General features: G+C 69.9%; 28 protein-coding genes and 1 other RNA gene. 9 read left to right on the plus strand and 20 right to left on the minus strand.

Features of this window, described 5'->3' with window-relative positions; all coding sequences use genetic code 11:
* Nucleotides 1–275 precede the first annotated feature (275 nt).
* The 12 genes from murD to METY_RS11460 form a co-directional block, all read right to left on the minus strand.
* Nucleotides 276–1595 (minus strand): UDP-N-acetylmuramoyl-L-alanine--D-glutamate ligase, encoded by a 1320-nt coding sequence (gene murD, locus METY_RS11400; protein ID WP_103121508.1) that lies wholly within the window; start codon nucleotides 1593–1595, stop codon nucleotides 276–278.
* A gap of 241 nt (nucleotides 1596–1836) precedes the next feature.
* Nucleotides 1837–2919 carry a phospho-N-acetylmuramoyl-pentapeptide-transferase gene (gene mraY, locus METY_RS11410; protein WP_103121510.1) on the minus strand — a complete coding sequence of 361 codons (1083 nt, stop codon included), beginning with the start codon at nucleotides 2917–2919 and terminating at the stop codon, nucleotides 1837–1839.
* Nucleotide 2920: 1 nt separating this feature from the next.
* The gene (locus METY_RS11415) at nucleotides 2921–4375 is read right to left on the minus strand and encodes a UDP-N-acetylmuramoylalanyl-D-glutamyl-2,6-diaminopimelate--D-alanyl-D-alanine ligase (protein WP_103121511.1); all 1455 of its coding nucleotides are present in this window, start codon (nucleotides 4373–4375) and stop codon (nucleotides 2921–2923) included.
* The gene (locus tag METY_RS11420) at nucleotides 4372–5820 is read right to left on the minus strand and encodes a UDP-N-acetylmuramoyl-L-alanyl-D-glutamate--2,6-diaminopimelate ligase (protein ID WP_103121512.1); all 1449 of its coding nucleotides are present in this window, start codon (nucleotides 5818–5820) and stop codon (nucleotides 4372–4374) included. The genes METY_RS11415 and METY_RS11420 overlap by 4 nt, the downstream gene beginning before the upstream one ends.
* Nucleotides 5817–7646, minus strand: coding sequence for a peptidoglycan D,D-transpeptidase FtsI family protein (locus tag METY_RS11425; RefSeq protein WP_244593615.1), 1830 nt, complete (start codon nucleotides 7644–7646; stop codon nucleotides 5817–5819). Before METY_RS11425 ends, METY_RS11420 begins: the two co-directional genes overlap by 4 nt.
* Nucleotides 7643–8185, minus strand: coding sequence for a cell division protein FtsL (gene ftsL / locus METY_RS11430; RefSeq protein ID WP_103121513.1), 543 nt, complete (start codon nucleotides 8183–8185; stop codon nucleotides 7643–7645). Before ftsL ends, METY_RS11425 begins: the two co-directional genes overlap by 4 nt.
* Nucleotides 8182–9222, minus strand: a complete 1041-nt coding sequence (gene rsmH / locus METY_RS11435; protein ID WP_103121514.1) for a 16S rRNA (cytosine(1402)-N(4))-methyltransferase RsmH — start codon at nucleotides 9220–9222, stop codon at nucleotides 8182–8184. Before rsmH ends, ftsL begins: the two co-directional genes overlap by 4 nt.
* Nucleotides 9222–9692, minus strand: a complete 471-nt coding sequence (mraZ, locus tag METY_RS11440) for a division/cell wall cluster transcriptional repressor MraZ (RefSeq protein WP_103121515.1) — start codon at nucleotides 9690–9692, stop codon at nucleotides 9222–9224. Before mraZ ends, rsmH begins: the two co-directional genes overlap by 1 nt.
* A gap of 464 nt (nucleotides 9693–10156) precedes the next feature.
* Nucleotides 10157–10568: RNase P RNA component class A (rnpB, locus tag METY_RS11445), an RNA gene on the minus strand.
* Between the two features lie 59 nt (nucleotides 10569–10627).
* Entirely contained in the window at nucleotides 10628–11233 is a 606-nt protein-coding gene (locus tag METY_RS21085) for a lytic transglycosylase domain-containing protein (RefSeq protein WP_160147349.1), read from the minus strand.
* A gap of 509 nt (nucleotides 11234–11742) precedes the next feature.
* Complete coding sequence (locus METY_RS11455; protein WP_103121517.1) at nucleotides 11743–12504, minus strand: peptidoglycan recognition protein family protein; 762 nt, start codon at nucleotides 12502–12504, stop codon at nucleotides 11743–11745.
* Complete coding sequence (locus METY_RS11460; protein ID WP_103121518.1) at nucleotides 12501–13238, minus strand: TerB family tellurite resistance protein; 738 nt, start codon at nucleotides 13236–13238, stop codon at nucleotides 12501–12503. The genes METY_RS11455 and METY_RS11460 overlap by 4 nt, the downstream gene beginning before the upstream one ends.
* 217 nt (nucleotides 13239–13455) lie before the next feature.
* On the opposite strand from METY_RS11460, the gene panB reads away from it, so the two are divergent.
* On the plus strand, nucleotides 13456–14316 hold the full coding sequence (gene panB, locus METY_RS11465; RefSeq protein ID WP_103121519.1) for a 3-methyl-2-oxobutanoate hydroxymethyltransferase: 861 nt from the start codon (nucleotides 13456–13458) through the stop codon (nucleotides 14314–14316).
* Nucleotides 14317–14361: 45 nt separating this feature from the next.
* Here the strand turns inward: panB and METY_RS11470 are convergent, their stop codons facing one another.
* On the minus strand, nucleotides 14362–14769 hold the full coding sequence (locus METY_RS11470) for a VOC family protein (RefSeq protein ID WP_103121520.1): 408 nt from the start codon (nucleotides 14767–14769) through the stop codon (nucleotides 14362–14364).
* Nucleotides 14770–14970: 201 nt separating this feature from the next.
* The gene (locus METY_RS11475) at nucleotides 14971–15810 is read right to left on the minus strand and encodes an extensin-like domain-containing protein (RefSeq protein ID WP_103121521.1); all 840 of its coding nucleotides are present in this window, start codon (nucleotides 15808–15810) and stop codon (nucleotides 14971–14973) included.
* 36 nt (nucleotides 15811–15846) lie between these two features.
* Between METY_RS11475 and METY_RS20865 the strand changes: the two genes are divergently transcribed.
* The gene (locus METY_RS20865) at nucleotides 15847–16089 is read left to right on the plus strand and encodes a hypothetical protein (protein ID WP_146035711.1); all 243 of its coding nucleotides are present in this window, start codon (nucleotides 15847–15849) and stop codon (nucleotides 16087–16089) included.
* A 124-nt stretch (nucleotides 16090–16213) separates the two neighbouring features.
* Nucleotides 16214–16816 (plus strand): cysteine hydrolase family protein, encoded by a 603-nt coding sequence (locus METY_RS11480; protein ID WP_103121522.1) that lies wholly within the window; start codon nucleotides 16214–16216, stop codon nucleotides 16814–16816.
* Between the two features lie 334 nt (nucleotides 16817–17150).
* Here METY_RS11480 and METY_RS11485 read toward each other — a convergent pair whose 3' ends face one another.
* On the minus strand, nucleotides 17151–17606 hold the full coding sequence (locus METY_RS11485) for a GatB/YqeY domain-containing protein (protein ID WP_103121523.1): 456 nt from the start codon (nucleotides 17604–17606) through the stop codon (nucleotides 17151–17153).
* 167 nt (nucleotides 17607–17773) lie between these two features.
* Between METY_RS11485 and carA the strand changes: the two genes are divergently transcribed.
* Both carA and METY_RS11495 read left to right on the plus strand, forming a co-directional pair.
* The gene (carA, locus tag METY_RS11490; RefSeq protein ID WP_103121524.1) at nucleotides 17774–18988 is read left to right on the plus strand and encodes a glutamine-hydrolyzing carbamoyl-phosphate synthase small subunit; all 1215 of its coding nucleotides are present in this window, start codon (nucleotides 17774–17776) and stop codon (nucleotides 18986–18988) included.
* 92 nt (nucleotides 18989–19080) lie between these two features.
* Complete coding sequence (locus tag METY_RS11495) at nucleotides 19081–19638, plus strand: hypothetical protein (protein ID WP_103121525.1); 558 nt, start codon at nucleotides 19081–19083, stop codon at nucleotides 19636–19638.
* Nucleotides 19639–19645: 7 nt separating this feature from the next.
* On the opposite strand, the gene METY_RS11500 is transcribed toward METY_RS11495, so the two are convergent.
* Nucleotides 19646–20191, minus strand: coding sequence for a cupin (locus METY_RS11500; RefSeq protein ID WP_103121526.1), 546 nt, complete (start codon nucleotides 20189–20191; stop codon nucleotides 19646–19648).
* Between the two features lie 284 nt (nucleotides 20192–20475).
* Here METY_RS11500 and METY_RS11505 point away from each other — a divergent pair, with 284 nt between their 5' ends.
* Complete coding sequence (locus tag METY_RS11505; protein WP_103121573.1) at nucleotides 20476–20679, plus strand: cold-shock protein; 204 nt, start codon at nucleotides 20476–20478, stop codon at nucleotides 20677–20679.
* A 718-nt stretch (nucleotides 20680–21397) separates the two neighbouring features.
* Here the strand turns inward: METY_RS11505 and queC are convergent.
* The 3 genes from queC to queE are packed head-to-tail and all read right to left on the minus strand — an operon-like array spanning nucleotide 21398 to nucleotide 23122.
* On the minus strand, nucleotides 21398–22126 hold the full coding sequence (queC, locus tag METY_RS11510; protein ID WP_103121527.1) for a 7-cyano-7-deazaguanine synthase QueC: 729 nt from the start codon (nucleotides 22124–22126) through the stop codon (nucleotides 21398–21400).
* Nucleotides 22123–22479, minus strand: a complete 357-nt coding sequence (gene queD, locus METY_RS11515) for a 6-carboxytetrahydropterin synthase QueD (protein WP_103121528.1) — start codon at nucleotides 22477–22479, stop codon at nucleotides 22123–22125. The genes queC and queD overlap by 4 nt, the downstream gene beginning before the upstream one ends.
* A gap of 10 nt (nucleotides 22480–22489) precedes the next feature.
* Nucleotides 22490–23122, minus strand: coding sequence for a 7-carboxy-7-deazaguanine synthase (queE, locus tag METY_RS11520; protein ID WP_103121529.1), 633 nt, complete (start codon nucleotides 23120–23122; stop codon nucleotides 22490–22492).
* 413 nt (nucleotides 23123–23535) lie between these two features.
* On the opposite strand from queE, the gene oxlT reads away from it, so the two are divergent.
* A complete protein-coding gene (gene oxlT, locus METY_RS11525) occupies nucleotides 23536–24870 on the plus strand; it encodes an oxalate/formate MFS antiporter (RefSeq protein WP_103121530.1) in 1335 nt (444 codons plus the stop codon).
* Nucleotides 24871–25012: 142 nt separating this feature from the next.
* On the opposite strand, the gene METY_RS11530 is transcribed toward oxlT, so the two are convergent.
* Nucleotides 25013–25438 carry a DUF2147 domain-containing protein gene (locus METY_RS11530; RefSeq protein ID WP_103121531.1) on the minus strand — a complete coding sequence of 142 codons (426 nt, stop codon included), beginning with the start codon at nucleotides 25436–25438 and terminating at the stop codon, nucleotides 25013–25015.
* Nucleotides 25439–25579: 141 nt separating this feature from the next.
* Here METY_RS11530 and METY_RS11535 point away from each other — a divergent pair, with 141 nt between their 5' ends.
* Together METY_RS11535 and METY_RS11540 are read left to right on the plus strand one after the other, a co-directional pair.
* Nucleotides 25580–26275: a hypothetical protein gene (locus tag METY_RS11535; protein WP_103121532.1), complete on the plus strand. Its 696-nt coding sequence runs from the start codon at nucleotides 25580–25582 to the stop codon at nucleotides 26273–26275.
* Between the two features lie 169 nt (nucleotides 26276–26444).
* On the plus strand, nucleotides 26445–26759 hold the full coding sequence (locus METY_RS11540; protein ID WP_103121533.1) for a hypothetical protein: 315 nt from the start codon (nucleotides 26445–26447) through the stop codon (nucleotides 26757–26759).
* Nucleotides 26760–26808: the final 49 nt, after the last annotated feature.

Below are 26808 nucleotides of genomic sequence, written 5' to 3' on the forward strand. Positions count from 1 at the left end.
GGCGAGACGGATGGCGGGCAAAGTCGACCTATGAACACCGATTAGGGATGACAAAACGTAAACGTCGGGTTTTCGCGTTTGCCAAACGAATGTCGGTCTTAGAGCGGGATCCCCCCGCGCTGGAGGCGTGAGGGGAGAGCCCCGGCGCAAGACGCGACCGGGTGAGCTTTTGGGTTTTGGGCGCAACGGGGACGGAGGTTCATCCGGCGCATCCCGACGGGGCTTCGCCCGTCCACCCTCCCTTGCGCCAGTTCCAGCGGAGCCTGCGCCTTCAATCAGGCCTTCGCGCGCCCAAGCCCCAGCACCGCCGCGCGGAACGCGTCGCCGCGCTTTTCGAAGTTCGGGAACTGATCGAACGACGCGCAGGCCGGCGAGAACAGCACGACGGGCTCCGCCTGGTCGGAAGCTTCGGCGTCGGCCGCAGCGGCCTCGACGGCGCGCTCGAGGGTGCCGAGCTCAACCAGCGGCACGTCGTGGGCGCGCAGGGTCCTCGCAAAGGCGGGCGAGGCCTCGCCGATGAGGTAGGCCTTCGTCACCTTCGGAAACAGCGGAGCCAACGCGTCGATGCCGCCGGTCTTCGGCTTGCCGCCCAGGATCCAGAACACCTTCGGGAACGACGCCAGAGCCTTTTCCGCACTGTCGGCGTTGGTCGCCTTCGAATCGTTGATGAAGGTCGCGCGGCCGGGACCGGCCACCTCCTCCATGCGATGGGCGAGGCCAGGGAAGGTCGCGAGGCCGGCGTGGGCGACGTCGTCGGCGACGCCGAGCGCCCGCACCGCGGCCAGCGCGGCGTTGGCGTTCTGCGCGTTGTGCGCGCCGCGCAGCGCGCGGGCGCCCGACAGGTCGATCGGGTCGGTCTCGGAGACGACGACGACGCTGCGGCCAGCGCCCTTCAGCCGCTCCGCCATCGCCGCAGAGATCGCGTCGTCGCGGGCGATCACGGCGACGCCGGCGCCTGCGACCAGCCTCTCCTTGATGGCGGCGTAGTTCTCCATCGTCCCGTGCCGCTCGAGGTGGTCCTCGGACAGGTTCAGCATCACGCCGACGCTGGGGTCGAGGCTCGGCGCGAGGTCGATCTGGTAGGACGAGCACTCGACCACGTGGACGCGGGTGGCGGACGGCGGCTCGAGATCGAGGATCGCGACCCCGATGTTGCCGCCCATCTGCGCGTCGAGCCCGGCGTGGCGGACGAGATGGGCGATCAGCGCCGTGGTGGTCGATTTGCCGTTGGTGCCGGTTATGGCGACGAAGGGCGCGTCCGGCGCGATCGTGCGGCGTTCGCGGCAGAAGATCTCGATGTCGCCAATGATCTCGACGCCGGCGGTCTTCGCCTTCCCCACCGTCCAGTGCGGCGTCGGATGGGTCAGCGGCACGCCCGGGGCCAGCACGAGGCTATCAAATTGGGCGAAGTCCATGGCGCGCAGGTCGCCGGTCGGCAGCCCTTCCGCCGCCGCCGTCGCCACCCCCTCGGCGCTGTCGTCGAAGGCGACGACCTCGGCCCCACCGGCGACAAGGCTGCGGACGGTGGCGCGGCCCGACCCGCCAAGCCCGAACACCGCGACGCGCTTGCCCTTGAACGCGGTCGCCGGCGTCACGACGGCCGGCCTCCCCGCTGGGCCAGATTGATCCAGAGGAAGGTGGAGCGCGCGTCCGACGAAGCGCGTGCTTCGAGACTCGCCGCCACGCGGCGCTTCTCAGCATGAGGACGGTACGGCAAGCCCTCCTCATGCTGAGGAGCCGTCCAGACGACGGCGTCTCGAAGCGCGCGGTCGGCCTCCGCCACGCCCGCCTTCGCGGACTGAGCCGCCGGTTTCCGCAGATCGTCCCGCATCGCGCTCACCGCAGCTTGAGGGTGGCGAGGCCGACCAGCGCCAGCACGACGGCGACGATCCAGAAGCGCACCACCACCTGCGGCTCCGACCAGCCGAGCTGCTCGAAGTGGTGATGGATCGGCGCCATGCGGAACACCCGCTTGCCCGTGAGCTTGAACGAGGCGACCTGGACGATCACCGAGACCGCCTCGAGCACGAACAGGCCGCCGATGATGGCGAGCACGATCTCGTGCTTGGTGGCCACCGCGACCGCGCCCAGCATGCCGCCCATGGCGAGCGAGCCGGTGTCGCCCATGAAGATCTGCGCGGGCGGGGCGTTGAACCATAGGAAGCCGAGGCCCGCGCCCAGCACCGCGCCGCAGACCACCGCCAGTTCGCCGGTGCCGAGCGTGAAGTGGATCTGCAGGTAGTCCGCGAACACGGCGTTTCCGGAGAGATAGGCGATGAAGCCGAAGCTCGCGGCCGCGATCATGACGGGCACGATGGCGAGGCCGTCGAGGCCGTCGGTGAGGTTTACGGCGTTGCCCGCGCCGACGATCACCACCGCGCCGAACAGCAGGAAGAACCAGCCGAGATCGAGCAGGAAGTTCTTCAGGAAGGGAAACGCGAGCGAGGTGGAGAAGCCCGGCTGGCCGACGCGGGTGATGGCGTAGACCGCTATCCCCGCGATCGCGAACTCGATCGCGAGGCGCATCTTGCCGGAGTAGCCGGCGTGGGTCTGCTTCGTGACCTTTAGATAGTCGTCGTAGAAGCCGATCGCGCCGAAGCCGATGGTCACGAACAGCACGATCCAGACGTAGGGGTTGGCGAGGTTCGCCCACAGCAGCGTGGTGGCGACGAGGCCCGACAGGATCATCAGCCCGCCCATGGTCGGCGTGCCGCGCTTCGCGAGGTGCGTCTGGGGGCCGTCCGAGCGGATCGGCTGGCCCTTGCCCTGCTTGATGCGGAGCTGGCCGATGATCCAGGGGCCGAACAGGAACACGAACAGCGCCGCCGTCATGATCGCGCCGCCGGTGCGGAAGGTGATGTAGCGAAACAGGTTCAGTCCCGGGAAGGCCCAGGACAGGTCGGCGAGGAAATACAGCATCTCAGAGCGATCCCGCCGCGAAGGTCTCGTCGGCGGGCGCGAAGCGGTCCCTGAGCGCCGCCACCAACGGCCCCATCCTGGAGCCGTTCGATCCCTTGATCATCACCACGTCCTTTCCTCGCAGCCGCTCGAAGAGCTTCGGTTCGAGCTCCGCCGCGGTCGCGGCCCATCCGCCGCGCCGGGCGGGCGGCAGCGCGTCGTTCAGCGCCTTCATAAGCGGTCCGGCCGTGAACACGAGATCGATCTTCGCTGTCGCGGCCGCTTCGGCCACCTTGGCGTGGAGCTCCTCCGACTGAGGACCGAGCTCCAGCATGTCGCCGAGCACGGCGATCCGCCGGCCCCCGGACTGCACCGGTGTCTGGCCGAGCAGCGCGAGCGCGGCGCGCATCGAGGCGGGGTTCGCGTTGTAGCTCTCGTCGATGACGGTGAGCACGCCGCCGGGGGCGTTCAGCGCCAGCCGCTTGCCGCGGCCGGCCGGCGGCGCGAAACGGGCGAGCGCGAGCGCGGCGAGCGCGAGGTCGGCGCCGGCGAGCTTGGCGCACAGCAGCACCGCGAGCGCGTTCTGCACCACGTGACGGCCGGGCGCGCCGATCTTGAAGGTGACGCCCTCGCCCAGCACCGTCGCCGCGACGCAAGAGCCCTGCTCTTTCATGGCAATGCGGTCGAGCCGGGCGTCGGACGACACGTGCTCGCCGAAGGTCCAGACCGCGGCGCCGGCCGCAGTCGCCGCCGCCTTCAGGCGCTCGTAATGGGGGTTGTCGCGGTTGATCACGGCGTGCCCGCCGTTGGCGAAGCCTTCGAACACCTCGGCCTTGGCGTCCGCGATCGCCTCCACGTTGGGAAAGGCCGCGAGGTGCACCGGCTCGACGTTGGTGATGGCCGCCACGTGCGGGCGAACCATCTTCACCAGCGGCCGGATCTCGTCGGGATGGTTCATGCCGATCTCGAACACGCCGTAGGCGGCGGAGCGCGGCAGGCGGGCGAGCGTTAGCGGCACGCCCCAGTGGTTGTTGTGGGACGCAGCCGATGCATGGGTCGGGCCGTCCTCGGCCAGCACGAGGCGCAGCGCCTCCTTGGTCGAGGTCTTGCCGACCGAGCCCGTCACCGCGACGATCCGCGCCTTCGAACGCGCGCGGGCCGCGATCCCAGTCGCGACCAGGGCGGCGAGCACGTCCTTCACCACCAGGAGCGGGCCGGCGTCCTTCAACTCCGCCGCATGGGCCTCGTCGATGACGGCGAGCGCCGCTCCGCGGGCGAGCGCGTCCGCGACGAACCTGTGGCCGTCGTGCACGTCGCCCTTGATGGCGAAGAACACGTCGCCGCGGGTTACGGTGCGGCTGTCGATCGACACCCCGGTCGCGGGTTCGTCCGCGCGGCCGACGACGCGCCCCGCGGTCGCGAGCGCAAGCTCCGGCGTGGTCCACAACGGCTCTGCGAACATGCTCGACGTCGTCATGCGGCGGTTCCCTTCCGCTTGAGGGCGTCCCGGACGACGTCGTGGTCCGAGAACGGCAGCGTCCGATCTCCCACGATCTGGCCCGTTTCGTGACCTTTGCCGGCGACGACGAGAACATCGCCGGACTGTAGCTCGGACACCGCGGTCTCGATTGCGGTCTTGCGGTCGCCGATTTCGCGGGCGCCCGGCGCGGCGGCGAGGATCGCGGCGCGGATGGTCGCGGGGTCTTCGCTGCGCGGGTTGTCGTCGGTGACGATGACCACGTCGGCCGCTGCGGTCGCGGCCTCCCCCATCAGCGGACGCTTGCCCGGGTCGCGGTCGCCGCCGGCGCCGAACACCACGACGAGGCGTCCCCTGGCGAACGGACGTAACGCTGCAAGCGCGGACGCGACCGCGTCCGGCTTGTGGGCGTAATCGATGAAGACCGCTGCGCCGTCGCGCTCGCCGACGAACTCGAGCCGCCCCGGCACGCCCTCGAGCCGCTCCAGCGCGTCGAGCGCGACCTCGGGCGCGACCCCCGTCGCGATGGCGAGGCCTGCGGCGGTGAGGGCGTTCTGAGCCTGGAACGCGCCCGCGAGCGGAAGCCGCACGTCGCGCGCGCCGCCGGCCCCCTCGACGCTGAGGATCTGATCCAGCCCGTCGGTCTTAACGCCTGTTAGCCTTAACGTTTCACCCCTCGCGCCGACGGTGAGGAGGCGCTGTCCGCGCTGCCGCGCGGCGTCCGCGAAGGCCGCTCCGTCCGGCGCGTCGGCCCAGACCACCGCGGTCCCCTCTTCGGGGAGCAACTCACGGAACAGCCGCAGCTTCGCGTCGCGATAGTGCTCGACCGAGGGATGGTAGTCCATGTGGTCGCGTGAGAGATTGGTGAAGCCGGCGGCGTTAAGGTTAACGCCGTGCAGTCTTTTCTGATCGAGGCCATGGGACGAGGCCTCCATCGCGAGGTGGCTGACGCCCTCGCCCGCGAGTTCGTCCAGCGTCCGGTGCAGCGAGACCGGATCCGGGGTCGTCAGCGAACCGTAGGTCCCGCCAGAAGGTCCCGTAACCCCAAGCGTGCCGAGGCTCGCGGCCTTGAGCCCCGCGTGGCTCCAGATCTGCCTGAGGAAGGTGACCACCGAGCTCTTGCCGCTGGTCCCGGTCACCGCCGCGATCGTCGCCGGCTGACGCGGGTAGAGCCGCGCCGCAGCCTTCGCCAGCGCGAGCCGCGCGTCGTCGACCTGCACCACAGGCACCGGCGCCTCGAGCGCCTGTTCGGAAAGGATCGCCGCCGCGCCCTTCTCCAGCGCCTGGGCGACGAAACGGGCGCCGTCGGTCTTGGCGCCGGCCAGCGCCGCGAACACCGCTCCGGGCGTCACGGCCCGGCTGTCGGCGGTCAGTCCCGTAACGGGCGTGGCGGCGGCCGCGTCGTCGAAGCCGACGCCTGGAAACAGCGCTCCGAGCGTCGTCACCGCACCGCGCCCACGGTCGCGCCGATCGAGGCCAGCAGGTCCTGCGCCGGCGGCGCGTCGTAGATCGGCTCGACGCCCAGCAGCGGCGCGATGCGCTCCACCATTTTTCCGCCCACCGGCACCACGTTCCAGCCGGAGGTGGCGAAGCCGTGCGTCTCGGGCAGCGCCTGCGGTTCGTCGAGCACGACGAGCATCATGTACTTCGGCTTGTCCATCGGGAACACGGCGGTGAAGGCCGTCAGGTTCTTGTTCTTCGCATAGCGGCCGCCGACCACCTTCTCGGCGGTGCCGGTCTTGCCGCCGACGCGGTAGCCCGGGATATCGGCCTTCTTGGCCGAGCCCTTCTCCGCGTTCAAGCGCATGAGGTAGCGCATGGCCACGCTGGTCGAGGGCTTGAGCACCTGCACCGAGGCTGAGCGCGCCTCCGCGGCGGTGCGCTGCATGAAGGTCGGCGTCATCAGGTAGCCGCCGTTCACCAGCGCGCTTACCGCCATCACTGACTGGATCGGAGCGATCGCGAGGCCGTGGCCGAAGGAGATCGTGATGGTGTTCAGTTCGCCCCAGCGCGGCGGCAGGATCGGCCGCGCGCTCTCCGGCAGCTCGGTCTGCAGACGGTTGAGCTGGCGCATCTTGGCGAGGAAGGCCTTGTGGGCGTCGACGCCCATGCCGAGCGCGATCCGCGCAGTGCCGATGTTCGAGGAGTGAACGAAGACTTCCGGGATCGTCAGGACGCGGTTCGTGGGATGGAAGTCATGGATGCGGAAGCGTCCGTACTGAAGCGGGGCGCGCGCGTCCATCCGGCTCTGCAGGTTGAACTTGCCGCTGTCGAGGCCCATCGCGATGGTGAGGGCCTTCATGGTCGAGCCCATCTCGAACACGCCGACGTTGACGCGGTTGATGCGGTCCGGCTTCAGGGCGTCGACAGGGTTGTTGGGATCGTAGTCCGGCAAGGACACCAGGCTGAGGATCTCGCCGGTCTCGACGTCGGCGATGGCCGCGGAGCCTGCGATCGCCTTGAACTTCTTCATGCCGGCCGCGAGCTCGTCCCGCACCGCGTGCTGGACCTTGAGGTCGAGCGCGAGATGGATCGGCTCCATACGGTTGCCGTCCGCGGCGATCGCCGCGGCCTTCGCCGTCATGCCGCTGGTGTCGAGGTATTTCTCGATGCCGGCGATGCCCTTGTTGTCCACGTCCGCGAAGCCGAGGATGTGGGCGACGATGTCGCCGTTCGGGTAGATGCGCTTGTTTTCCTGGATGAAGCCGACGCCGGGGATGCCGAGGCGGAACACCGCCACCTGCTCGCGCGGCGTCACCTCGCGCTTCAGCCAGACGAAGCCCTTCTTCGTCGACAGCCGGGCGCGCAGTTCGTCGCGGTTCAGCTCCGGCAGGGCGCCGGAGAGCAGTTCCACCGCTTCGTCGACGTCGATGATGTTCTTCGGCTCGGCGTAGAGCGACGAGACCTTGATGTCGGTCGCCAGCACCTGGCCGTTACGGTCGACGATGTCGGGGCGAGACACCGCCGCCACCTGCTGGCTCGCCTTCGCGACCGCGCCGACGTCCGGCGCGACCGCGTACTGCACCAAGCGGCCAACGATCGTCAGATAGACGATCCCGAAGGCGAGCATCGCGATACGGAGCCGCCCGTTGGTGAGGCCGAGGCCTTCGCCGCGGCCGACCAGCAGGAAGAAGAGCTTCTTCAGCAGGCGGAACAGGCCGCGGAGCCCGAAGGCGGTCCAGCGGCCCGAGGTCACGGCGGCGCGGCCGACGGCGCGGGCCGAGGCGCCGCCCCCGCGTGCGGCGGCGCTCAGGAAGGCGTCGCGGTTCATCGCAGAAGACCCGGGTTCTGACGCAGGAAGTCGGTGATGTTGAGCGGCTGGCCGACCTTGGGCGTCGCGGGCTTCTGCGGCGCCGGGCGGTTGACGGGCGCCTTCAGCTGCGAGGTCGGCTTGACCGCGATCGTGGTCTTCTTCGCCGGCGCGGCCGCAGCCTTCTTGGCTTCGCCCGAGGCGTCGGTCGCGAGGCTCGCGTCGGCGCCCATGAGGCCGAGCGCCTCCAGCTTGTGCCCGATCTCGTCGACCGGCGCCGGCCGGTCCGGCAAGGACGCCACGGTGATGGTCTGGCCCTGCCGCAGCGGCTTCAGCTCGAGATGACGCTCGGCGAAGGCCTGGACGCGGTCGGGCCGGGCGAGGAAGGACCATTCGGCCTTCAGCACCGCGATCGTGTCCTTCTCCTGCGCGATCTGGCGCTTGAGCTTTGTGACGTGCTCGGAGTGCATCGTGGCGTCGTATTTGATGCGGTAGACGGTGACCGCCGCGCCGACGAGCGCCAGCACCGCGACCACGTTGAGCAGGCGGGCGATCTTCACGAGCCGGCTCCTTCAAGTCCGCCGAGCGGCAGACGCGGCACGCCGAAGGCGAAGGCGTCGCCGCCGCGCGCGGGGGCGTCCGTGCGGACGGCGGCGCGCAGCCGCGCGGACCGCGCGCGAGGATTGACCTCGACCTCCTCGTCGGAGGGCTTCACGACCCCGCGCGACAGGGCCTGAAACGTGGCGGGCGGCACGCTGGCGGCCGGCATGTGGCGCGAGCCGCCGGGAACGGTGCGCGTGCGGTCGGCGAGGAAGGTCTTGACGATGCGGTCCTCGAGCGAGTGGAACGCCACGACGACCAGCCGGCCGCCGGGGTTCAGCCGGCTCTCGGCCGCGAACAGCGCCCGGCCGAGTTCGCCGAGTTCGTCGTTCACCGCGATGCGCAGCGCCTGGAAGGTGCGGGTGGCGGCGTGGATGCCGTCGTAGGATTTGCCCAGCACGCCCTCGACGACGTCGGCGAGACGCAGCGTCGTCGTGATCGGCTCCGTCTCGCGCGCGGCGCAGATGCCGCGGGCGACGGCGCCGGCCCGGCGCTCCTCGCCGAGCGTCCGCAGCACGGCGGCGAGCTCCTTGTCGTCGAGGTCGGCCACGAGGTCCGCCGCGCTCGGGCCCTCGCCGCCCATGCGCATGTCGAGCGGGCCGTCGTTGCGGAAGGAGAAGCCGCGCGCGGCCTGGTCCAGCTGCATCGAGGAGACGCCGACGTCGAGCACGACGCCGTCGATCCCGTCGAGACCCAGCTGGTCCAGCACGTGCGAGAGGTTGGAGAAGCGGTCCTCGACCAGCGTCAGCCGGCCCTTGAACTCGGAGACCATGGCGTAACCGGCTGCGATCGCCGTCGGATCGCGATCGGTCGAGATCACGCGGCAGTCGGCCGCCTCGAGGATCGCGCGGGTGTAGCCGCCGGCGCCGAAGGTGCCGTCGAGATAGGTTTCGCCGTCCTTAGGAGCGAGCGAGGCCAGCACCTCGGGCAGCATCACGGGAAGGTGCGGACGGGCGTCCGCCGGGTCGCGCTCGGGGCGGCGTTCGCGGCGGGCCATCACGACGCCGGCTCCAGCGGAGGGGTCGGCGCGCCGAGCCGGCGTTTCAATCCGCGCACCGTCTCTCGGGCGCTTGAAAGATGCGCCTGGAAGCTCTCCGGCTCCCAGATCTGAAACTTCCGCCCCTGCCCCACGAAGGTCACCTGATCCTTGATCCCGGCGTAGGTCTTGAGGCTCTCGGTGAGGATGACGCGCCCCTCCCCGTCCGCCTTCAGCACCTCGCTCGTGCCCAGCAGCGCCGTCGCCAAGCTGTCCCGCTCGTCGGAATAGAGCGACAGCGTCTCCAGCAGGGAGTCGATGTCCGCAAGCAGCGCATTGCCGCCCGCGTCGAGCGCCGCGAGGTCCAGGGAGGGATGCACGTAGAGCCCTTCGAAGCCGTCGCGCGCCAGCACCGCCCGGAACGGCGCGGGGATCGAGACCCTGCCCTTCGCATCCAGGCGATTGGTGAAATTGGACACGAAGCGGTCCATAGCCCCCCACATCGCCGCGGAAGGCGGCGCCCCGACCGCCCTCGCCCGAGAACACGGGCGAAAGGCGCACGTTTCCAGCCGCACGCGCAGCGCGGAACGCTACGACGCCGAACGCTGAGGATCCCCCGAGAGAACCTGCAGCCTGCCGCTTCGACGGGATGATTTGGGATATCATGGGGCCGTATGGGCGTCAACGAAACGGGGTTCGCGGCCCCGCTCGACGCGGCCCAGGACGCATCACCTGACAAGGGCCGCGTCGCGCCGGTACGCGACGCCGTCAGTAGAACTTCCTTAGGGTTAAGAACCCGTTGCGGAGCGTCGTTCCACGGCCGCTATCGGTCGTTCTGATCAGACGAAAATCTGAGAAGGCGAGCGACGGACGCGCCCCGCCGGCCGGCCCAGGGCTCCGCGGGCGCGAATCGCCGCGCTGGGGCGGCCAAAACGCTTGAAGTGCGGAAGGCGGAAGCGTCAGTCGGCCTGTAAGCCGGGTTCTGTATGGCGCGGCGCGAGAGGTCGCCCCCTCCCGCCGCGCGTGACGGCCATTCCTCTGGGACGCCCATTGCTGGACGCCTCAAGCAACCAACCCGGGCGACGGCCTGGAAGCGGGCCTGCCTTCCGCCCGAAGACGGAAGACGCGTCGCCCCTATTCGGTTTTGCTCCCGGCGGGGTTTGCCGTGCCGCTCCCGTTACCGGCAGCGCGGTGCGCTCTTACCGCACCCTTTCACCCTTACCGCCGGCCCGGAGGCCGGAGGCGGTTTGCTTTCTGTGGCACTTTCCCTGGGGTCGCCCCCGCCGGACGTTATCCGGCGCCGTGCTTTCCATGGAGCCCGGACTTTCCTCTCCGGCGTGAACCGAAGCGGCCGTCCGGCCGACTGACGCCGCCCTTGTGGGCGGCGACGTCGCCGGGGTCAAGCCAAGGCCCGAGACGGGAGCGCTCAGGACCGCGGCTGAGGAGCCGAGGCGTCCGCCGTCCGGCGGCCCGAGGCCGGGACGCCCTCGGCCATGAAGCGCTTCACCTTGGCGCAGTAGACCGCGCCGGCGCGGGTGACGCCGCGGACGCCGTGGCCGCCCTGGTACTTCGACACGGCCGCGCAGGTGTTGCCGCCGGACTTGGCGACCGCGCCCGCGAGGTACTTCATGCCGTAGGTCAGGTTGGCGCGGGGCTCGTAGAGCGCCTGCCGGCTGCCGCGGAAGCCCATGCCCCGGGCGGTCTGGTAGCTCAGCTGCATCAGGCCGATGTAGCCGCCCCGTCCGGTCGCGTTCGGGCGATAGCGCGACTCGACCTTCACGACCGCGTGGGCGAGCGCCGGGCTGACCCCCTGGGCGCGCGCCATGGCGGTGACCATCGAGGGGATGGAGCCGGTCGGCAGGTTCGCGGCCGAGGCCTCGGCGCCGGGCTTCGGCGCGTCGGGAAGCTCGACGTCGCGCTGGAGAGCGACGGTGTCGCTCTTGGCGGCGAGCGCCGCCGCGCGGCGCGCCTCGCGGGACTTCGCGGCCTCTCGAGACCTGGAGACCCGTCCGACGTTGGCGGCCTGACGCATCTTCGCGGCTTCGCGGGCTCGCGCCTGCCGGACGGCCTTGCGGGAGGTCGTTCGGGTCCTCTCCGCGCTAGGCGCCGCGGCGGCGGCCTGGGTCGGAACCGGCGCCGCGACGCGTGCGGGAACGCCGCCGCCCTTCGAGGGGGACCCCGCGGAGCGGGCCGAGGTGAAGGCGGCCGCGCCGGCCGTCACGAGCGGCTGAGACGCTTTCGCGGGAACGTTCGCGTTAACTGAACGTTCAGATGTCGACTTGGTCGAGGAAGTGGAATTTCGGACGTCTGCAGATTTTGTGGATTGGCTTGCCCCCCGGGCAAGTCGTTCAGAAACCGGCGCAGCGTTGGCCGAGGCGACGGTCGCCGCAAGAATGGCGGCGACGAGCGTCGTCTTACGCATATGCTTACTCCCCTATGCGGTTCGCATGGGGGAACCTAAAGCCGTGCGAAGATGACCTCGGCTCGACCAGAGCGCGTTCGCTTCTTGACGGTGATGTGACGAGACTGAGGCGCCGAGGCTCAGCGCGCTGGGAGTCGCCGCAACAGGTTGCGGAGCGTCCGTGACGTCGAGTAATCCGCGATCCCGTCGACCCGCGCCGGCCGGAAATGACGCTGGAAGGCCCGCACGACCGCCAGCATAGTCTCCCCGTAGAAGCCGTCGATCTCGAGCCCGTAGCCGTAGAGACTGAGCAGCGTCTGGAGCTGTTCGACCGGCTCGCCCTCGTCGCCGGGTCCGAGCGCCGTGGTGTTTTCGATGGGCGTGGGCGTGACCCAATGACCGACCCCCGCCGCCGCAAGCCGCCCCCACGGAAACTTCTCACCCGGATCGATCTTGCGCAGCGGCGCGACGTCGGAATGCGCCAACACCCGCTCCGGTTGAATCGACCGCCGCGCGCAGATGTCGCGGGCCAGTTCGACGACGGCCGCGATCTGCTCCGGTGGAAAATCGGGGTAGCCGTGATCATGGCCGGGATTGGCGATTTCAACGCCGATCGACCGCGAATTCACGTCCGTTTCATCCTCCCATGACGACCGGCCGGCGTGCCAAGCGCGCCGCTCTTCCGGGACCAGCTGGAGGATCCGGCCGTCCTCGAGCACCACGTAATGGCACGACACGCCGCCGTCGGCCGCGCACAGCTTTGCGCAGGCGGCCTCGGTCGAGGCCATGCCGGTGTAGTGCAGCAGCAGGATGTCCGGCTCGCGCCCGTCGCGGCGCTCGTCGTGGTTCGCGGCGGGACGCACCTCCGCGACGAAGGGACTGTCGGGCGTGAAGACGGTCATGCGAGCCCCCGTTCGCGCCGGATCATGTCCCACGCGGCGTTGGCCGCGGCGAGCTTCTCGGTCGCGATCCGCACCGCTTCTTCGGGCAGTCCGCGCGCGATCGCCCGGTCGGGGTGGGTCTCGGCCACCAGCGCCCGATGCCGGCGCTTGAGGTCGTCGTCGCTCGCGCCGGGATCGGCTCCGAGGATCGCGTAAGGGTCGGCCGCCGGAAGCTTCATGTGCCGGGCGAGCGCGCGCCGGAGCCGCGCCGCGTCCAGCTTGAAGATCGCGCCGACCTGCATCAGGTAGGCGGCCTCCGCCTCGTGCACGGCCCCGTCCGCCGCCGCGATCTGCGCGAGCCCGGAAAGCACGTCCTCCAGCGTCGCCGGATCGTCCGCAAACAGACCGGCGAGCTGGCCGGCGTAAGCCTCGAAGCCCGCCACATCCTGCTTCGCGAGATCGAACAACTGGCCGACGCGCTTGAGGTCGCTCTCTTGGATGGAGAACACGCGCCGGAAGGCCTGCACCTCCACGCAGGCGACCACGCCGTCCGCCTTCGCCATTTTGGCCGCAAGCGCGATCACGCCGACTGTGAAGGCCACCTCGCGCTTCTCGCGGTCGCGCGCGGCGATGGCCTCCGGGTCGGTTTCGCGATCGATAAGAAAATGACCGGCGACGGCCCCCGCCAAGGCGCCGAGGGGTCCGCCGAGCGTGAGCCCCGCCGCCGCCCCGCCGATCTTGCCCCAAAACCACATCGCCGCCGCTCCTGATTCGGGGCGCGACTGTAGCCGTCCGCCTTCGAGGACGCGAACGTCCCCCGAAGCGGCGGTTCGAGCCGCATTTTTGTGCGTTGGGATGATAAAGAACTGGAACGGCAGGCCGGATGCGACCAAATCTCCGTCACAGCCGGCGTACGCCCGAAATGGGGACCGCCGGGCGCAGGCGGCCCGGCCGCCCGGAGGACCGAACGCCATGAGCGCACACGCCAGGCCGCCCGCGAGCGCGCCCACCGCGAAGCCCGTCACCGTCTCCGCGATCCGCGCGGCGAAGGGCGGAACGCCGCTCGTCTGCCTCACCGCCTACACCACGCCGGTGGCCGAGGCCCTCGACGAGGCGTCCGACCTGCTGCTCGTCGGCGACAGTCTCGGCATGGTGGTCTACGGCCTTCCCAGCACGATCCCCGTCACGCTCGACATGATGATCGCGCACGGCGCGGCGGTGGTGCGCGGCGCGCGGCATGCGCTCGTCGTGGTCGACCTTCCCTTCGGCGCTTATCAGGAAAGCCCGGCCCAGGCCTTCCGCAACGCCGCCCGCATCCTGGCGGAAACTGGGTGCGGCGCGGTGAAGCTCGAAGGCGGCGCGGTGATGGCCGAGACCATCGCCTTCCTCACCCAGCGCGGCGTCCCCGTGCTCGCGCACATCGGCCTGCAGCCGCAATCCGTGAACGCGCTCGGCGGCTACGCCGCCCGCGGCAAGCTCGCGGCCGAGGCGGAGACCATCCTCGCCGACGCCCGCGCCGTGACCGACGCCGGCGCCTTCGCGGTCGTGGTGGAGGGCGTCGTCGCCCCGCTCGCCGCCCGCATCACCGAGACGATCCGGGTGCCGACCATCGGCATCGGCGCCTCCGCCGAGTGCGACGGCCAGATTCTCGTCACCGACGACATGATGGGCGTCACCTTCGGCCATGTGCCGAAGTTCGTGCGCAAGTACGCCGACGTCGGCGCGACCATGAAGGCCGCGGCCGAGACTTACGCCGCCGACGTCCGTGCGCGCCGCTTCCCGGCGGAGGAGCACCTCTACGGACTGCCCAAGCCCAAGATCGCCGCGGGATAAGCTTGGGCTCTTGCGTACGGCTTGAAGGGCGGCCCGCCCGCCACCTCATTCGGGCTTATGACATACGGCCTCGACGTTGACCCCGTCGGGGTCGATCACGAAGGCTGCATAATAGGCCGGGTGATAATGAGGCCTCACGCCGGGCGGTCCGTTGTCGCTGCCCCCATGCGCCAACGCCGCCGCATAGAAGGCGTCCACCATCGCTCGGCTGCCCGCCGCGAACGCAACATGGATCCCAAGCCCTCGGGCGCCCGGCTGCGAAGCGCGTCGGCTGTCGCTGGTCAACCAGAAGAACGGCTTTAGATCGACCCCGTAGCCTATTCCGCGGTAGCCCCCGGCCTGTTCGGGCGACACCTCCATCACGGCCACGACGCCAAGCGGCCTGAGCGCGGCGTCGTAAAATCGACGCGCACTTTCGACGTCGGCAGGGCTGACGCTCATATGATCGATCATGACCTACCCCCCTCGAGCGCGTGGTGGCCGGCGTCCGCCAGCGGGTCGCGCGAGCGACCGGATCTGACCGCAGGTCGTAGCTGATGCCCCGCATGTCCTGACGTCCTGGCCTTTTCGGCTCCGCCTAGATCCCGACGCTCAGTCGCGACTGGCGGCGAACAAGAAGAGCGTCCCACCTCCCCACGCGAGGCCGAAGCGGCGTCACTCGTCCGTTTGCCAGTCCGCGGGCGGCTCGGAAACCTCCGCCCCGAAGCGTCTCCCGATCGAGCCCGTCGGACCGTCGAACCCCTTGGCTTCAGGCGCGTAGCTCACGGCCGGCTCGTCGCCCTCGGGGGCGAGCTGGGGCTCCGGCGGAAGCTCGGGCATCACAGGTGTCGGCCGGCAGTAGGCGCGGCGTCCCTCGGGATCGTGGCGCGCGAGGTCGAGATGCAGGTGATTCTCGTGGTGCTCGTCGCTGCCGGGGCCGAGCACCGTCTTGAAGGCCCCGCAGGCGCCGGCGTGCGCCTCGCGCAGGAAGGCCTGCGCCTCCGGCGCTCCCCGGCGCCAGTCCCGCGCTATCGAGATCTCGCGGCCGTCCGCGAGGATGAAGGCCGAGATGTCGAGCGCGTTGCCGAAGCCGTGCTCGGAGAGCTTCGCCCCGCGCTTGTTGTTCCGGGTGCGGCAGCCGAAGGAAGCGGCGTTCTTGATCTCCACCACAGCCACGCCGAAGCGCGCCTTGGCCGCCGGCTGGACCGTGCGGACCATCCAGTCGTTGAGCACGGCGGTCATCGGACACCCCAGCCGCGCCGCGGGCTGCACGCCGACGGAGCCGTCGGCCACGGCGTAGATGCGGAACGGATGCTCGAGCCCGCAGACGCCGGGACCGTCGATCTCGTCGATTGGCCGGGTGAAGTCGGTCGGCGTGACGAGCTTCGCCGCAAGGCAGGCGGCCTCCACCTTGCCGCGCCACGGCTCCCGCTCCTCGCCGCCGAAAAAGCCGCAGCCGCTCAGCGCCGCAGCGACGCAGCCGAGAACGAAGCCATGGGCGAACCTGAAGCGCATGGTCGTTAAAATGCGAGGGAGTTGGTTAAGGCGCGCTTGACGGACGACGGCTGGCGCCGCGTCGCAGCGACGATTTCGTTAGGCGGCCGAACCTCAAAGGTGGATGCTTCGTTAACGAAGCGATCCCGGCTCCCTATTGTCGAGGGAATGAATCGAGTTTATCTAGGCGCAACAGTGAATTTGGGGATTTCACACATGAGCGTCGTGAAACGAGTCGATCTGATGGCGGCGTTGGCCGCCTTCGCCTTCCTCGGCGCCATCGTCGTCGGCGTGTTCTGACGGCCAGCGCCGCCGCGTTTTGACCCCGGCCGCCTCTGGCGGCGCGGCGGGCGGACGATGATGTCGATCCGATCCATACGGGCTGCCGCCTCCGGCGGCCCTTTCTCGTTCTATGGAGAGCCTTATGGCTGACGCGCCCAAGACCCTTCGCGACCTTTCCGGCGCCTCGCCCCAGCCGGCCTCACTCGCCGACGCCACGGTGGTCGTGATCGACGCGCAGAACGAATATGTCGAAGGGCCGATCGCCCTCCCCGGCTCCGCGCGCGCCCTCGACGCGATCGCCGACCTCCTGGCGCAGGCCCGCGCGGCGGGGGCCCCGGTCGTCCACCTCGTCCACCGCGCGCCGGAGGGCATCTTCGTCGAAGGCACCAAGGGCGCCGAGATTGCGTCTCAGGCCGCACCCCAGGGCGACGAGCCGGTGTTTTCGAAGGGGCTTCCGAACGGCTTCACCAATCCGGACTTCGACCCGGCGCTGAAGGCGCTCGGCCGCAAGAACCTGATCCTCGTCGGGTTCATGACGCACATGTGCGTCGATTCCACCGCCCGCGCGGCGGTCGACCTCGGCTACGGCGTGACGATCGTGGAGAACGCGACCGCGACCCGCGCGCTGCCCGGCGCCGTCGGCAAGCCGGCGCGTTCGGCCGAGGAGGTCCACGACGGCGCCCTGGCGGGACTGGCCGACCTGTTCGCCGTCATCGCGCCCAACGCCGCCGCGCTGGGGAAGTAGCTTTCGGGGGCGTTGCGTTTATCGTGACGGGGGAGCCAACTATCGCCCGCCTGAAGAGCAAACGTGAACGTCTTTCTCCTTGCGGCATTTGTACCCGCAGAAGTACGAGCCGCCTTCTTGCCAGCCCTTCGAGTGGAGGGCTCCGATGGCGGCCCCGCGGCACTCTTCGAGCGAGCGATACTCTCCGAGAACGACTTGCTCGCTTCCCGAGGTCGTGGTTTTCGGCGAGTTAAGCAGCGCAAGCCACGGTGAGCATCACAGCCGGCCAACATGAGGCCGCACAAGATCGCAGCGCTCAGGTTCAGCCTCATGGCGCCCGCTCCTCGGAAAAGACTCAGCCGCCCGTCAGCTTCGCCTTGATCACGCCGTTCGCCGCCGCGAAGTCCATGGCGCCGGTGTGCCTCGCCTTCAGCACGCCCATCACCTTGCCCATGTCCTTCATGCTCGCCGCGCCCGTCTCGGCGATCGCGGCGTCGATCGCGGCGGCGGCCTCCGCCTCCGACATCTGCTGCGGCAGGAACGCCTGAATCACGGCGATCTCCGCCTTCTCCTTGGCGGCGAGCTCGGGGCGCGCATTCTGCTCGTAGATCGAGGCGCTCTCCTGGCGCTGCTTGATCATCTTGGCGAGAAGCTGCTTCAGTTCGTCGTCGGTCGCCGCCCCCTTGCCCTCGCCGCGGGCTTCGATGTCGCGATCCTTGATGGCGGCGGAGACCAGGCGCAGCGTGCCGGTGCGCTCCGCATCCCGGGCTTTCATGCTCTCCTTCAGGGCGGCGTTGATCGCCTCGCGCATCGCTTTTGTCCTTATCAATATCGCTGCGATCGGGCGCAGCCGCGCGGCTGAACCCGACGTGATCCCGTCACCAAAACGTTGACGCTGGGGGTCGCGGCGCCTAGGTTCCGGCCGCATCGGCGCGTCAGGCGTCGGCGCGTGACCGCGCGACGGGACTTAAGACAATCATGGCTCATGAACAAGACGCCGCTCACGGCGGCTGGGACGAGGCGCGCCCGACGGCGCGGCTGCTGCTCGCCGACGGGACGCTGATCGAGGGCGACGGCCTTGGCGCGATCGGCGCCGCGGCCGGCGAACTCTGCTTCAACACCGCCATCACCGGCTACGAAGAGATCCTGACGGATCCGTCCTACGCCGGGCAGATCATCACCTTCACCTTCCCGCACATCGGCAACGTCGGCGTGAACGAGGACGACGTCGAGACGGTGAACATGGCGGGCGCCTCCGGCGTGCGCGGCGCGGTGTTCGCGGCCGACGTCACCTCGCCCTCGAACTGGCGCGCCACCCGCGACCTCGACGCCTGGCTGAAGGCGCGCGGCATCGTCGCGATCGCCGGCGTCGACACCCGTGCGCTCACCGCCCTCATCCGCGACAAGGGCATGCCGAACGCCGTCATCGCGCACGCGGCGGACGGCGCATTCGACGACGCGGCCCTGAAGGCGACGCTCGACGGCTTCGAAGGGCTCGAGGGCCAAGACCTGGTGCCGCTGGTCGGCAGCCCCCAGCGGTACGGCTGGGACGAGGCCGGCTGGAGCTGGCCCGGCGCCGCCGCCCCCGGGACCTACGGCGCGCGCGCGGAGGGAACGGCGACGAAGCGCGTGGTCGCGATCGACTACGGCCTCAAGCGCAACATCCTGCGCATGCTGACCACCGCCGGCTGCGAGGTCACCGTGGTGCCGGCGACCGCCACCGCCGAGGACATCCTGGCGCTGAACCCGGACGGCGTGTTCCTGTCCAACGGCCCGGGAGACCCGGCGGCCACGGGCAAGTACGCGGTGCCAGTCATTCAGGCGGTGCTCGAGAAGAAGATCCCGACCTTCGGCATCTGCCTTGGCCACCAGATGCTGGCGCTCGCCGTGGGCGCGACCACCTCCAAGATGCACCAGGGCCACCACGGCGCGAACCATCCGGTGAAGGACCTCACCACCGGCAAGGTCGAGATCACCTCGATGAACCACGGCTTCGCGGTCGCCCGCGAGAGCCTGCCCGCGACCGCGCGCGAGACCCACATCTCGCTGTTCGACGGCACCAACTGCGGCTTGGAGCTGACCGACCGTCCGGCGTTCTCCGTCCAGCACCACCCCGAGGCCTCGCCGGGCCCGCAGGACAGCCACTACCTGTTCTCGCGCTTCGTGGAGCTGATGGACCGTAAGCCGGCGTAAGCGCCGGCTTACGGAGCGGCGAGCGCCACTCCAAGGTCGATACCTCGGCGCGCGCCGGCTATCCTTGAGCCGACCGACGCCGGGACCCACGCATGACGCGCATCGCCCTGATCGCCCTGAGCCTCTTCACTGCGCTTCTGATTTCGGCGGGGCTCTACGTCTATCTCGACGCCACGCCCGACCTCTCGGCGTCGAGCGGCCGCACCCACGCTCCGCCCGACGCGCCGGCGCCCGCCTCCCCGTCCTTGCGGACCGCAGCCGCGCCGCCGTCTGCGCCCACGCTCTACTGCCAGTTCTACGTGTTCGTGGAGAGCCAGCCGTTCGTGGCCTTCCTGTTCGAGCTCGACCGGGGCGAGCCGTTGGGCTTCCATCAGATCTACGCCGCGAAGGCGAACGGCGAACGCAGCGACTTCGACGGCGAGAGCGCGCCCCGGCCGCGTTGGGCGCTCGACCGCTCGGCGGAGCCGGCGCGCATCGCGTCCAAGGTCACCGTGCCGGCCGCCAACCAGACGGGGACGGCGGTCGAGGACATCGCGATCGAGCTTTACGGTTTCGATCCCGCGGCGCCGGGGCAGCGGTGGTTCGAGGCGAGCCTTAAGAGCGTCTACTACCAGAATCTGCCGGGGAAATGCCGGCTGGCGAGCGCATGACGCTCACTCACGCCGCAGGTCGCGTCAGGGTCTTCCACGCCGCCCGGAGGCCGCCGTCCGGCCCGAACACGGGGTCCGTCGCCGGGGTCGGCACGGCCTTGATGCGCTCCACCGCGGCGTCGTGGTCGGCGGCGTCCCGGATCAGGTCGAAGGGCTGGTCCGGCGGATAGGCGCCGACGACCTCGAAATCCTCGCTGGCGGCGACTCGGCAATGTCCGGTGCCGGCGGGCAGCACCGCCACGTCGCCGGCCTCCAGGCGCAGGGTGCGCCCGCCGCTCTCCCCGCCGAATCGCACCTCGGCCCAGCCCCGCGCCACGCCCAGCGCCTCGTGGCAGGTCGAGTGGTAGTGGTGGAACGGGTAGATCCCATCCCGCCAGAAGCCGCCCCAGCCGTTGGCGCCGAACAGCTGCTCCGCGCTCACGGCGGGCTCGCCGGGCTCGGGCGCGAAGGCCGCGCGGTGCACCAGAAGCTCGAAGCTGGGGTGGTTCGGAATCACTCCGTCGTCGGCGAAACCGAAGCGTTCGGTCGTATTATTGTCATGCGATGAACTCAACGCCGTCGCCTCCTTGGGCCAGAGTTGGCATCCGGGTGACAAACGGCGCGTCGGCGCGCGGGTTCCGCCTTTTGGGCGCCGCGCCGACGCTTGACGACGCGTTTTAGCTGTGCGCCATTGTCGATCAGCAATCAGATTTTTGGACGTCCTGTCTGGCCTGCATGCGGCGATTTCGCCGAAAGCTACCGCCTTCACGACACGCACCAAATTCGGATTGTGCCCGGCCGTGGACCCGAAAGGAGAAGCGGTCAAATGCGCACATGCGCTTGTCCAGGGAGGCGATCATGCCGAGCGGCACCGTCAAGTTCTTCAACACCCAGAAGGGTTATGGCTTCATTCAGCCGGTCGACGGCTCGAAGGATGTCTTCGTTCACATCTCCGACGTCGAGCGTTCGGGCCTCCACACCCTCGTCGAGGGCCAGAAGGTCGCGTTCGAGGTCGTGATGGAGCGTGGCAAGACCAAGGCCGCGAACCTCCGCGCCGAGTAATCTCGGAGCGCGAGCCCTTCCGGGTTCGGGTTTGACGAACGGGGCGTCCCTCAGGGGGCGCCCCGTTTGCGTTTGGGGATCGCTCTCCGCGCGCCGCCTCCTAATCGCCCGCCCTGAGGGGCCACCCGCCCGTCGTCCTCCGGCTCGACCGGAGGACCCATCAGACGTCGCGCTCCACGCCCAGTATGGATGGTCCGGTCAAGCCGGACCATGACGGCGGGTGAGTGGGACGGCGTCTAATCTGCCCGCTGCGGGGGTGCGGCACCACTCTTTGAGCCACCCTCCACGTCGTCCTCCGGCTTGACCGGAGGACCCACCTCAGGCGTCGAGCTCCGCGTCGAACGTGGATGGTCCGGTCAAGCCGGACCATGACGGCGCGTGGTTGGAGTCGGGTCCCACCGGCCCTGCTGGTTCGCTCCACCGCCCCTGGGGCCGCCCTCCCGTAGTCCTCCAGCTCGACCGGAGCACCTCAGATGTCGCGCTCCACGCCTGCATGGATGGTCCGGTCAAGCCGGACCACGACGGCGTGTGAGTGGAACGGTCCCCTTCGCCCTTAGCGGACTCATGCTGCGTCGGGGCCACCCTCCCCGTCGTCCTCCGCCTTGACCGGAGGACCTACATCAGGCGTCGAGCTCCACGCCCGGCGTGGATGGTCCGGTCAAGCCGGACCAAGACGACCCGTGAGGACCTAGGCAGGCCGCTAGACCTTACTGGCCACCTATGCCCCAGCGGCCGCCGCCCGCTCGCGCCAGCGCGCGAAGCCCTTGGCGCGCAGATCGCAGGCGGGGCAGCCGCCGCAGCCGTAGCCCCAGGCGTGGCGGGCGCCGCGCTCGCCGAGGTAGCAGGTGTGGCTGTCCTCGACGATCAGCTCCACCAGCCCGGCGCCGCCGAGGCCGTCCGCCAGCGCCCAGGTGTCGGCCTTGTCGAGCCACATCAGCGGGGTGTCCAGCACGAAGCGGCGCTCCATGCCGAGGTTGAGCGCCACCTGCAGCGCCTTGATCGTGTCGTCCCGGCAGTCGGGATAGCCGGAGAAGTCGGTCTCGCACATGCCGCCGACGATGCGCCGCAGGCCCCGTCGCCAGGCGAGCGCGGCCGCGAAGGTGAGGAAGACCAGGTTCCGTCCCGGCACGAAGGTGTTGGGCAGGCCCCCCGCCTCCGCCTCGATGGCGACGTCGCGGGTCAGCGCGGTGTCGGACAGTTCGCCGAGCACCGGCAACGCGAGCGTGTGGTCCTCCCCTAACCGGGCAGCCCACTCCGGCTTCAGCCGCGCGAGCCCCTCTCGCAGCGCCGCGCGCTGGTCGAGCTCAACCCGGTGGCGCTGGCCGTAGTCGAAGCCCAGCGTCTCGACGCGGGCGAAATGGTCCAGCGCCCAGGCGAGGCAGGTGGTTGAATCCTGCCCGCCGGAGAACAGCACGAGCGCGCCGTCGCTCCCGGCCGCCGCCGTCATGCGCCGTCGTGCTCCGCCCAGCAGAACGGCGTCTCGAACACTTTTACCTGCGCGAGCTGCGGCAGGTCGGGCTTCACCTTGTCCCAGATCCACAGCGCAATCAGCTCGGCCGTCGGGTTCTCGAGTCCCTCGATCTCGTTGAGCGTGTGATGGTCGAGCCGCTTCAGCACCGGTCCGAAGGCCGCCTCGACGTCGAAGAAGTCCACCACGAACCCGGTCACGGGGTCGATCGGCCCCTCGAGCGCCAGCTCCACCCGGTAGGAGTGGCCGTGCATGCGATGGCAGCGGTGGGTCGGGGCTACGTTCGGCAGCCGGTGGGCGGCCTCGAAGGTGAAGGCCTGAACGATCCTCATGAGGCGCCTTTCACGGAATGCCGATCATCTTGTGGGTCTGCAGGCTGAGGCGCCAGCGCGGGTGGGCCAGGCAGTAGGCGATGGCCGCTTGCACGTTCGCCGGCCCCTCGGGGCCGTCCATCGGTTGCAGGAAGAAATGCCGGAATTCGAGCCCCAGGAACGCCTCGGGGTCGACGCCAGCTTGCGGGTAGACCAGCTTCAGCTCGTCGCCCCCGTCGAGCGCGAGCGGGGCGCCGGCCTTGGGGCTGACGCACAGCCAGTCGACGCCCGCGGGGCGCGCCTGGGTGCCGTTGGTCTCCACGGCGCATTCGAAGCCGCGCGCGCGGCAGGCCGCCGTCAGCGCCGCGTCCAGCTGCAACAGCGGCTCGCCGCCTGTGAAGACGACGTAGCGCGGCCCCGACGCAGAGCCCCAAGCGGAGGCGATCGCGTCCGCCAGGGCGTCGGCGTCGGCGAACTTGCCGCCGCCTTCGCCGTCGGTCCCGATGAAATCGGTGTCGCAGAACTGGCAGACGGCGCGCGCGCGATCCGCTTCCCGCCCGGTCCAGAGGTTGCAGCCCGCGAACCGGCAGAACACGGACGTCCGGCCCGCCTGGGCGCCCTCGCCCTGGAGCGTCTTGAAGATTTCCTTGACCGAATACGTCATCGCCGTTCCGCGAACCCTCGCGCCGAGCCCCGCCCGCGTCCGTCGCCGAGGCTCACAGGGGCGCCGATACGCCAATAAGACGCCAGCCTCAAGGGCTGCTGGGCCATGGCCGCTTTGCGCGGCCTCGATCACGGCCGATCACGCTCCGATTACGAAGTCGTGAAGTACAACCACCGTCCGGAGGCTATCCCTGCGTCATTCTGGCATGCCATATTTTGCATACCAGCCATGCGTGACACGGCCGGAATCACGGGCCTTTTCACCGGGTCATCCCCCCCCATCAGAGGGAGACCGAACGCACTCTGAACCACTGCGACGCCGCGGCGCCAAGGTCGAAAAAACGACCACGCCGCACAAGCGAGGGCGTCCACACGGCTTTCGGGCCGAACGAAACACACCGAGGAAACGCCAAAATGGCACAAGCTTCCGACCCGGCCCTCCGGCCGAACGTCTCCGAGAAGACCCGCTGGACGCAGATCGTCGTCGGCGTGATCTGCATGGTCGCGACCGCCAACATCCAGTACGCCTGGACCCTGTTCGTCCCTGAAATCCAGTCGACCTTCGGCTGGGACCGCGCCTCGATCCAGATCGCCTTCACCATCTTCGTGCTGGTGCAGACCTGGCTGACCCCGATCGAAGGCTACTTCATCGACAAGTACGGCCCCCGCGTGATGGTCGCGATCGGCGCGGTGTTCATGGGCGCCTCCTGGGTGCTGAACTCGCAGGCCACGACCCTGATGGGCTTCTATGTCGGCGCGGCCGTCGGCGGCATCGGCGTGGGCTGCATCTACGCGACCTGCATCAACAACGCGCTGAAGTGGTTCCCGGACCGCCGCGGCCTCGCGGTCGGCCTGACCGCCGGCGGCTACGGCATGGGCTCGGCGGCGACGATCCTGCCGATCGCGTCGATGATCCAGACCTCGGGCTTCCAGTCGACCTTCCTGTTCTTCGGCATCCTGCAGGGCATCCTGGCCTTCATCGCCGCCATGTTCCTGCGTTCGCCGGCCAAGAGCGAAGTCAAGGTCTCCGACAAGGTCAATCAGACCCGCAAGGACTACACGCTCACCGAAGCGCTGCGGACCAAGCTGTTCTGGCTGATGTTCTTCATGTTCATCTGCGTCGTCACCGGCGGCATGATGGCGGTGGCTCAGCTCGGCGTGATCGCGCAGGACCTCGGCGTCAAGAACTTCAGCGTGAACATGTACTTCTTCACGATGGCCGCTCTGCCGCTCGCCCTGATGCTCGACCGCATCATGAACGGCATCTCGCGCCCGCTGTTCGGCTGGATCTCGGACAACATCGGCCGTGAGAAGACGATGGTCATCGCCTTCACGCTCGAAGGCTTCGGCATCGTCGCGCTCGGCTACTTCGGCCACAACCCCTACGCCTTCCTGATCCTGTCCGGCGTGGTGTTCCTGGCCTGGGGCGAAGTCTACTCGCTGTTCTCGGCGCTCGCCGGCGACGCCTTCGGCACCAAGCACATCGGCAAGATCTACGGCGTGCTGTACTGCGCCAAGGGCATCGGCGCGCTGTTCGTCCCGGTCGGCAACCTGCTGATGGAGGCGACCGGCACCTGGGCGACCGTGCTCTACACCGTGGCCTGCATGGACCTGCTCGCCGCCTTCCTCGCCATCGTCGCCCTGCGCCCGGTCCTCGCCGCCCACGTCAAGCGCTCGGGGGTCGCCAACCCCGCCACGCTCGACGACGGCCCGACCCCGACCGGCCAGCCCAAGCTCGCCGGCGCCTGACGCGCCGGCCCTGAGACCCCTGGCTTGGCCCTTTACCCCGGCCGGGCCCACCTTCGCAGGCTTGCGGGCGTGACAGCCCCAGGCCTGCGCTTTTCGTGGCGGGGACCGGCGAGACCGGTCTCCGCCACGGTCGTTTCGGCGGTCAGCTCACGCGGGTGAGCACCTGCGTCCGGCACACCAGCCCGCCGAGGACGCAGCCCTTGAGCTTCAGCGTCCCGTCGCCGGCGGGCGCGAGCGTGCCGGCGTAGGTCTTGCCGTCGTCGGGATTGTAGAACTTGCCGGCCCAGCCCTCGCCGGACGGCGCCATGCCCTGCAGCAGCGACAGCCCGATCACCGGCCGGTCGCGCTTGGCGCGGTCCGGGTTGCGCTTGTCGACCTTGGGGCGGCCCTCCTTGTCGAGCGGCTTGCCCAGCCCGACGAGGGTGGCGCAGACGCTCTCGCCGCAGGACGTGATCCGCACCGTCGCCTTGCCCTTGGGCAGGCTCCAGACGCCTTCCGGCACGGTCGCGGCCTGGGCGCCTGCGAGGCCTGCGAGGAGAAGGCTGGCGGCCAAAGCGGCTCGGATCATCGGACAGGTCCTCCCTCTGTGCTCATCGCATCGAGATAAGCGACGCGATTGCGGCCGCAAGGCGGAGCGCGGCGGTCGTGGCGGCGGACCGCCTTTCGCGCTACGCTCGCGAGGTTCGATCGAGCTTCGGGGGAAGCGCGCATGGGATGGGGGCGGCTCGCTGCGGCCGGACTGGCGCTGGGGCTCGCGGGATGCGGCGGCCTCGCCTACCGCGACGCGCCCGAAGGCGGCTCGTTCTCCGGCTCGCTGGTGGTGGTCTGGCTCGGCGAGGGGAGCGCTTCCGCCGGGGACGGACGCTTCCTGTTCATGCCGGTGCCCAACAACGAGCTGACCTTCACGCGCGCCGACGGCGCCGTCATCCGGCCGGGCCTGATGTACACCGACGGCGGGTCGGTCCCGAAGTTCGCTCAGCTGTTCAAGGGGTTCGGCCCCTGGGGCTATGCGCCCGCCTACATGGTGCACGACTGGCTGTTCACGGCGAAGCACTGCGCGGTCGACGGGCGCGACGCCCCGGACGTCGATCTCGTCCGGAACATGAGCCTGGAGGAGAGCGCGCAGATCCTGGGCGAGGCGATCAAGGCGCTGATGCGCAAGCGCTACGTCGCGCCGGACGACCTCGCGGCGAGCACGATCACCTATGCGGTCGGCACGCCGGTCGCGCGCAAGCTGTGGGAGGAGCCGGGCCGGTGCGACGCCGACAAGGTGTCGGACGCCGACCGCCGCCGCGCCGAGGCGCTGCTCGCCCAGGAGCCGGCGAAGGCGCTCGCGCGGCGCCGCGGGTTCGTCGCCCCCGGCGCGCCCCCGCGCGGCGGCGTGGTCGCGACCTTCAGCTTCTGACGCCCGCCGTGCAGGCGCACGCCCCGTCCGGCGCCTCGCGGACGGCCGTGCAACCTTCGCGCGCCCACGACGTTTGGAAGGGGAACGATCGAGCGCGCCGCGCAGCGTCCGGAGCCCAAGGCTCCGGTTTCGCCCGGCCGGCGCGTCACCGCACGAAAGGACCCACATCATGAACAAGTTCATCGCCGCAGGCGCGGCTGCGCTTCTCATCGCCGGCTCTTCGAGCCTCGCCCTGGCCCAGGGCGCGGGCGGCGGCGGAGGCGGCGCGGGCGCCGCGACCGTCGGCCAGCCGGGCGGCCCCGGCACGGTGGAGCAGCAGAAGGATCACTCCACCGGGATGACCCACGAGACCCCTTCGACCACGGGCTCGACGGGCATGAGCTCGGGCACTCCGTCCGCTGCGACCGAGTCGACCGACATCAAGGGCCAGCGCCCCTCCCCGGTCGAGGGCGGCGGCGGGGCCGGCGGCGGCGGCGGTCGCTGACGCCCCAAGCTCCTTAAGACGATCGAGCCCCGGCGCCTCGCGTCGGGGC

This window comes from Methylopila sp. Yamaguchi, assembly GCF_002897035.1.
In the GTDB taxonomy this organism is placed as follows: domain Bacteria; phylum Pseudomonadota; class Alphaproteobacteria; order Rhizobiales; family Methylopilaceae; genus Methylopila.

What these genes read in the sequence shown, in the direction of transcription:
- panB (WP_103121519.1), top strand. Translation starts at nt 13,456, where the DNA reads ATGAGCGCACACGCCAGGCCGCCCGCGAGCGCGCCCACCGCGAAGCCC.
- carA (WP_103121524.1), top strand. Translation starts at nt 17,774, where the DNA reads ATGGCTCATGAACAAGACGCCGCTCACGGCGGCTGGGACGAGGCGCGC.
- METY_RS11415 (WP_103121511.1), bottom strand. Translation starts at nt 4,375, where the DNA reads ATGACGACGTCGAGCATGTTCGCAGAGCCGTTGTGGACCACGCCGGAG.
- METY_RS11535 (WP_103121532.1), top strand. Translation starts at nt 25,580, where the DNA reads ATGGGATGGGGGCGGCTCGCTGCGGCCGGACTGGCGCTGGGGCTCGCG.
- METY_RS11455 (WP_103121517.1), bottom strand. Translation starts at nt 12,504, where the DNA reads ATGACCGTCTTCACGCCCGACAGTCCCTTCGTCGCGGAGGTGCGTCCC.
- oxlT (WP_103121530.1), top strand. Translation starts at nt 23,536, where the DNA reads ATGGCACAAGCTTCCGACCCGGCCCTCCGGCCGAACGTCTCCGAGAAG.
- METY_RS11470 (WP_103121520.1), bottom strand. Translation starts at nt 14,769, where the DNA reads ATGATCGATCATATGAGCGTCAGCCCTGCCGACGTCGAAAGTGCGCGT.
- METY_RS11485 (WP_103121523.1), bottom strand. Translation starts at nt 17,606, where the DNA reads ATGCGCGAGGCGATCAACGCCGCCCTGAAGGAGAGCATGAAAGCCCGG.
- METY_RS11460 (WP_103121518.1), bottom strand. Translation starts at nt 13,238, where the DNA reads ATGTGGTTTTGGGGCAAGATCGGCGGGGCGGCGGCGGGGCTCACGCTC.
- METY_RS11495 (WP_103121525.1), top strand. Translation starts at nt 19,081, where the DNA reads ATGACGCGCATCGCCCTGATCGCCCTGAGCCTCTTCACTGCGCTTCTG.
- METY_RS11540 (WP_103121533.1), top strand. Translation starts at nt 26,445, where the DNA reads ATGAACAAGTTCATCGCCGCAGGCGCGGCTGCGCTTCTCATCGCCGGC.
- METY_RS11480 (WP_103121522.1), top strand. Translation starts at nt 16,214, where the DNA reads ATGGCTGACGCGCCCAAGACCCTTCGCGACCTTTCCGGCGCCTCGCCC.
- queD (WP_103121528.1), bottom strand. Translation starts at nt 22,479, where the DNA reads ATGAGGATCGTTCAGGCCTTCACCTTCGAGGCCGCCCACCGGCTGCCG.
- METY_RS11505 (WP_103121573.1), top strand. Translation starts at nt 20,476, where the DNA reads ATGCCGAGCGGCACCGTCAAGTTCTTCAACACCCAGAAGGGTTATGGC.
- queE (WP_103121529.1), bottom strand. Translation starts at nt 23,122, where the DNA reads ATGACGTATTCGGTCAAGGAAATCTTCAAGACGCTCCAGGGCGAGGGC.
- mraZ (WP_103121515.1), bottom strand. Translation starts at nt 9,692, where the DNA reads ATGGACCGCTTCGTGTCCAATTTCACCAATCGCCTGGATGCGAAGGGC.
- METY_RS11530 (WP_103121531.1), bottom strand. Translation starts at nt 25,438, where the DNA reads ATGATCCGAGCCGCTTTGGCCGCCAGCCTTCTCCTCGCAGGCCTCGCA.
- rsmH (WP_103121514.1), bottom strand. Translation starts at nt 9,222, where the DNA reads ATGGCCCGCCGCGAACGCCGCCCCGAGCGCGACCCGGCGGACGCCCGT.
- METY_RS11475 (WP_103121521.1), bottom strand. Translation starts at nt 15,810, where the DNA reads ATGCGCTTCAGGTTCGCCCATGGCTTCGTTCTCGGCTGCGTCGCTGCG.
- queC (WP_103121527.1), bottom strand. Translation starts at nt 22,126, where the DNA reads ATGACGGCGGCGGCCGGGAGCGACGGCGCGCTCGTGCTGTTCTCCGGC.
- mraY (WP_103121510.1), bottom strand. Translation starts at nt 2,919, where the DNA reads ATGCTGTATTTCCTCGCCGACCTGTCCTGGGCCTTCCCGGGACTGAAC.
- METY_RS11425 (WP_244593615.1), bottom strand. Translation starts at nt 7,646, where the DNA reads ATGAACCGCGACGCCTTCCTGAGCGCCGCCGCACGCGGGGGCGGCGCC.
- METY_RS21085 (WP_160147349.1), bottom strand. Translation starts at nt 11,233, where the DNA reads ATGCGTCAGGCCGCCAACGTCGGACGGGTCTCCAGGTCTCGAGAGGCC.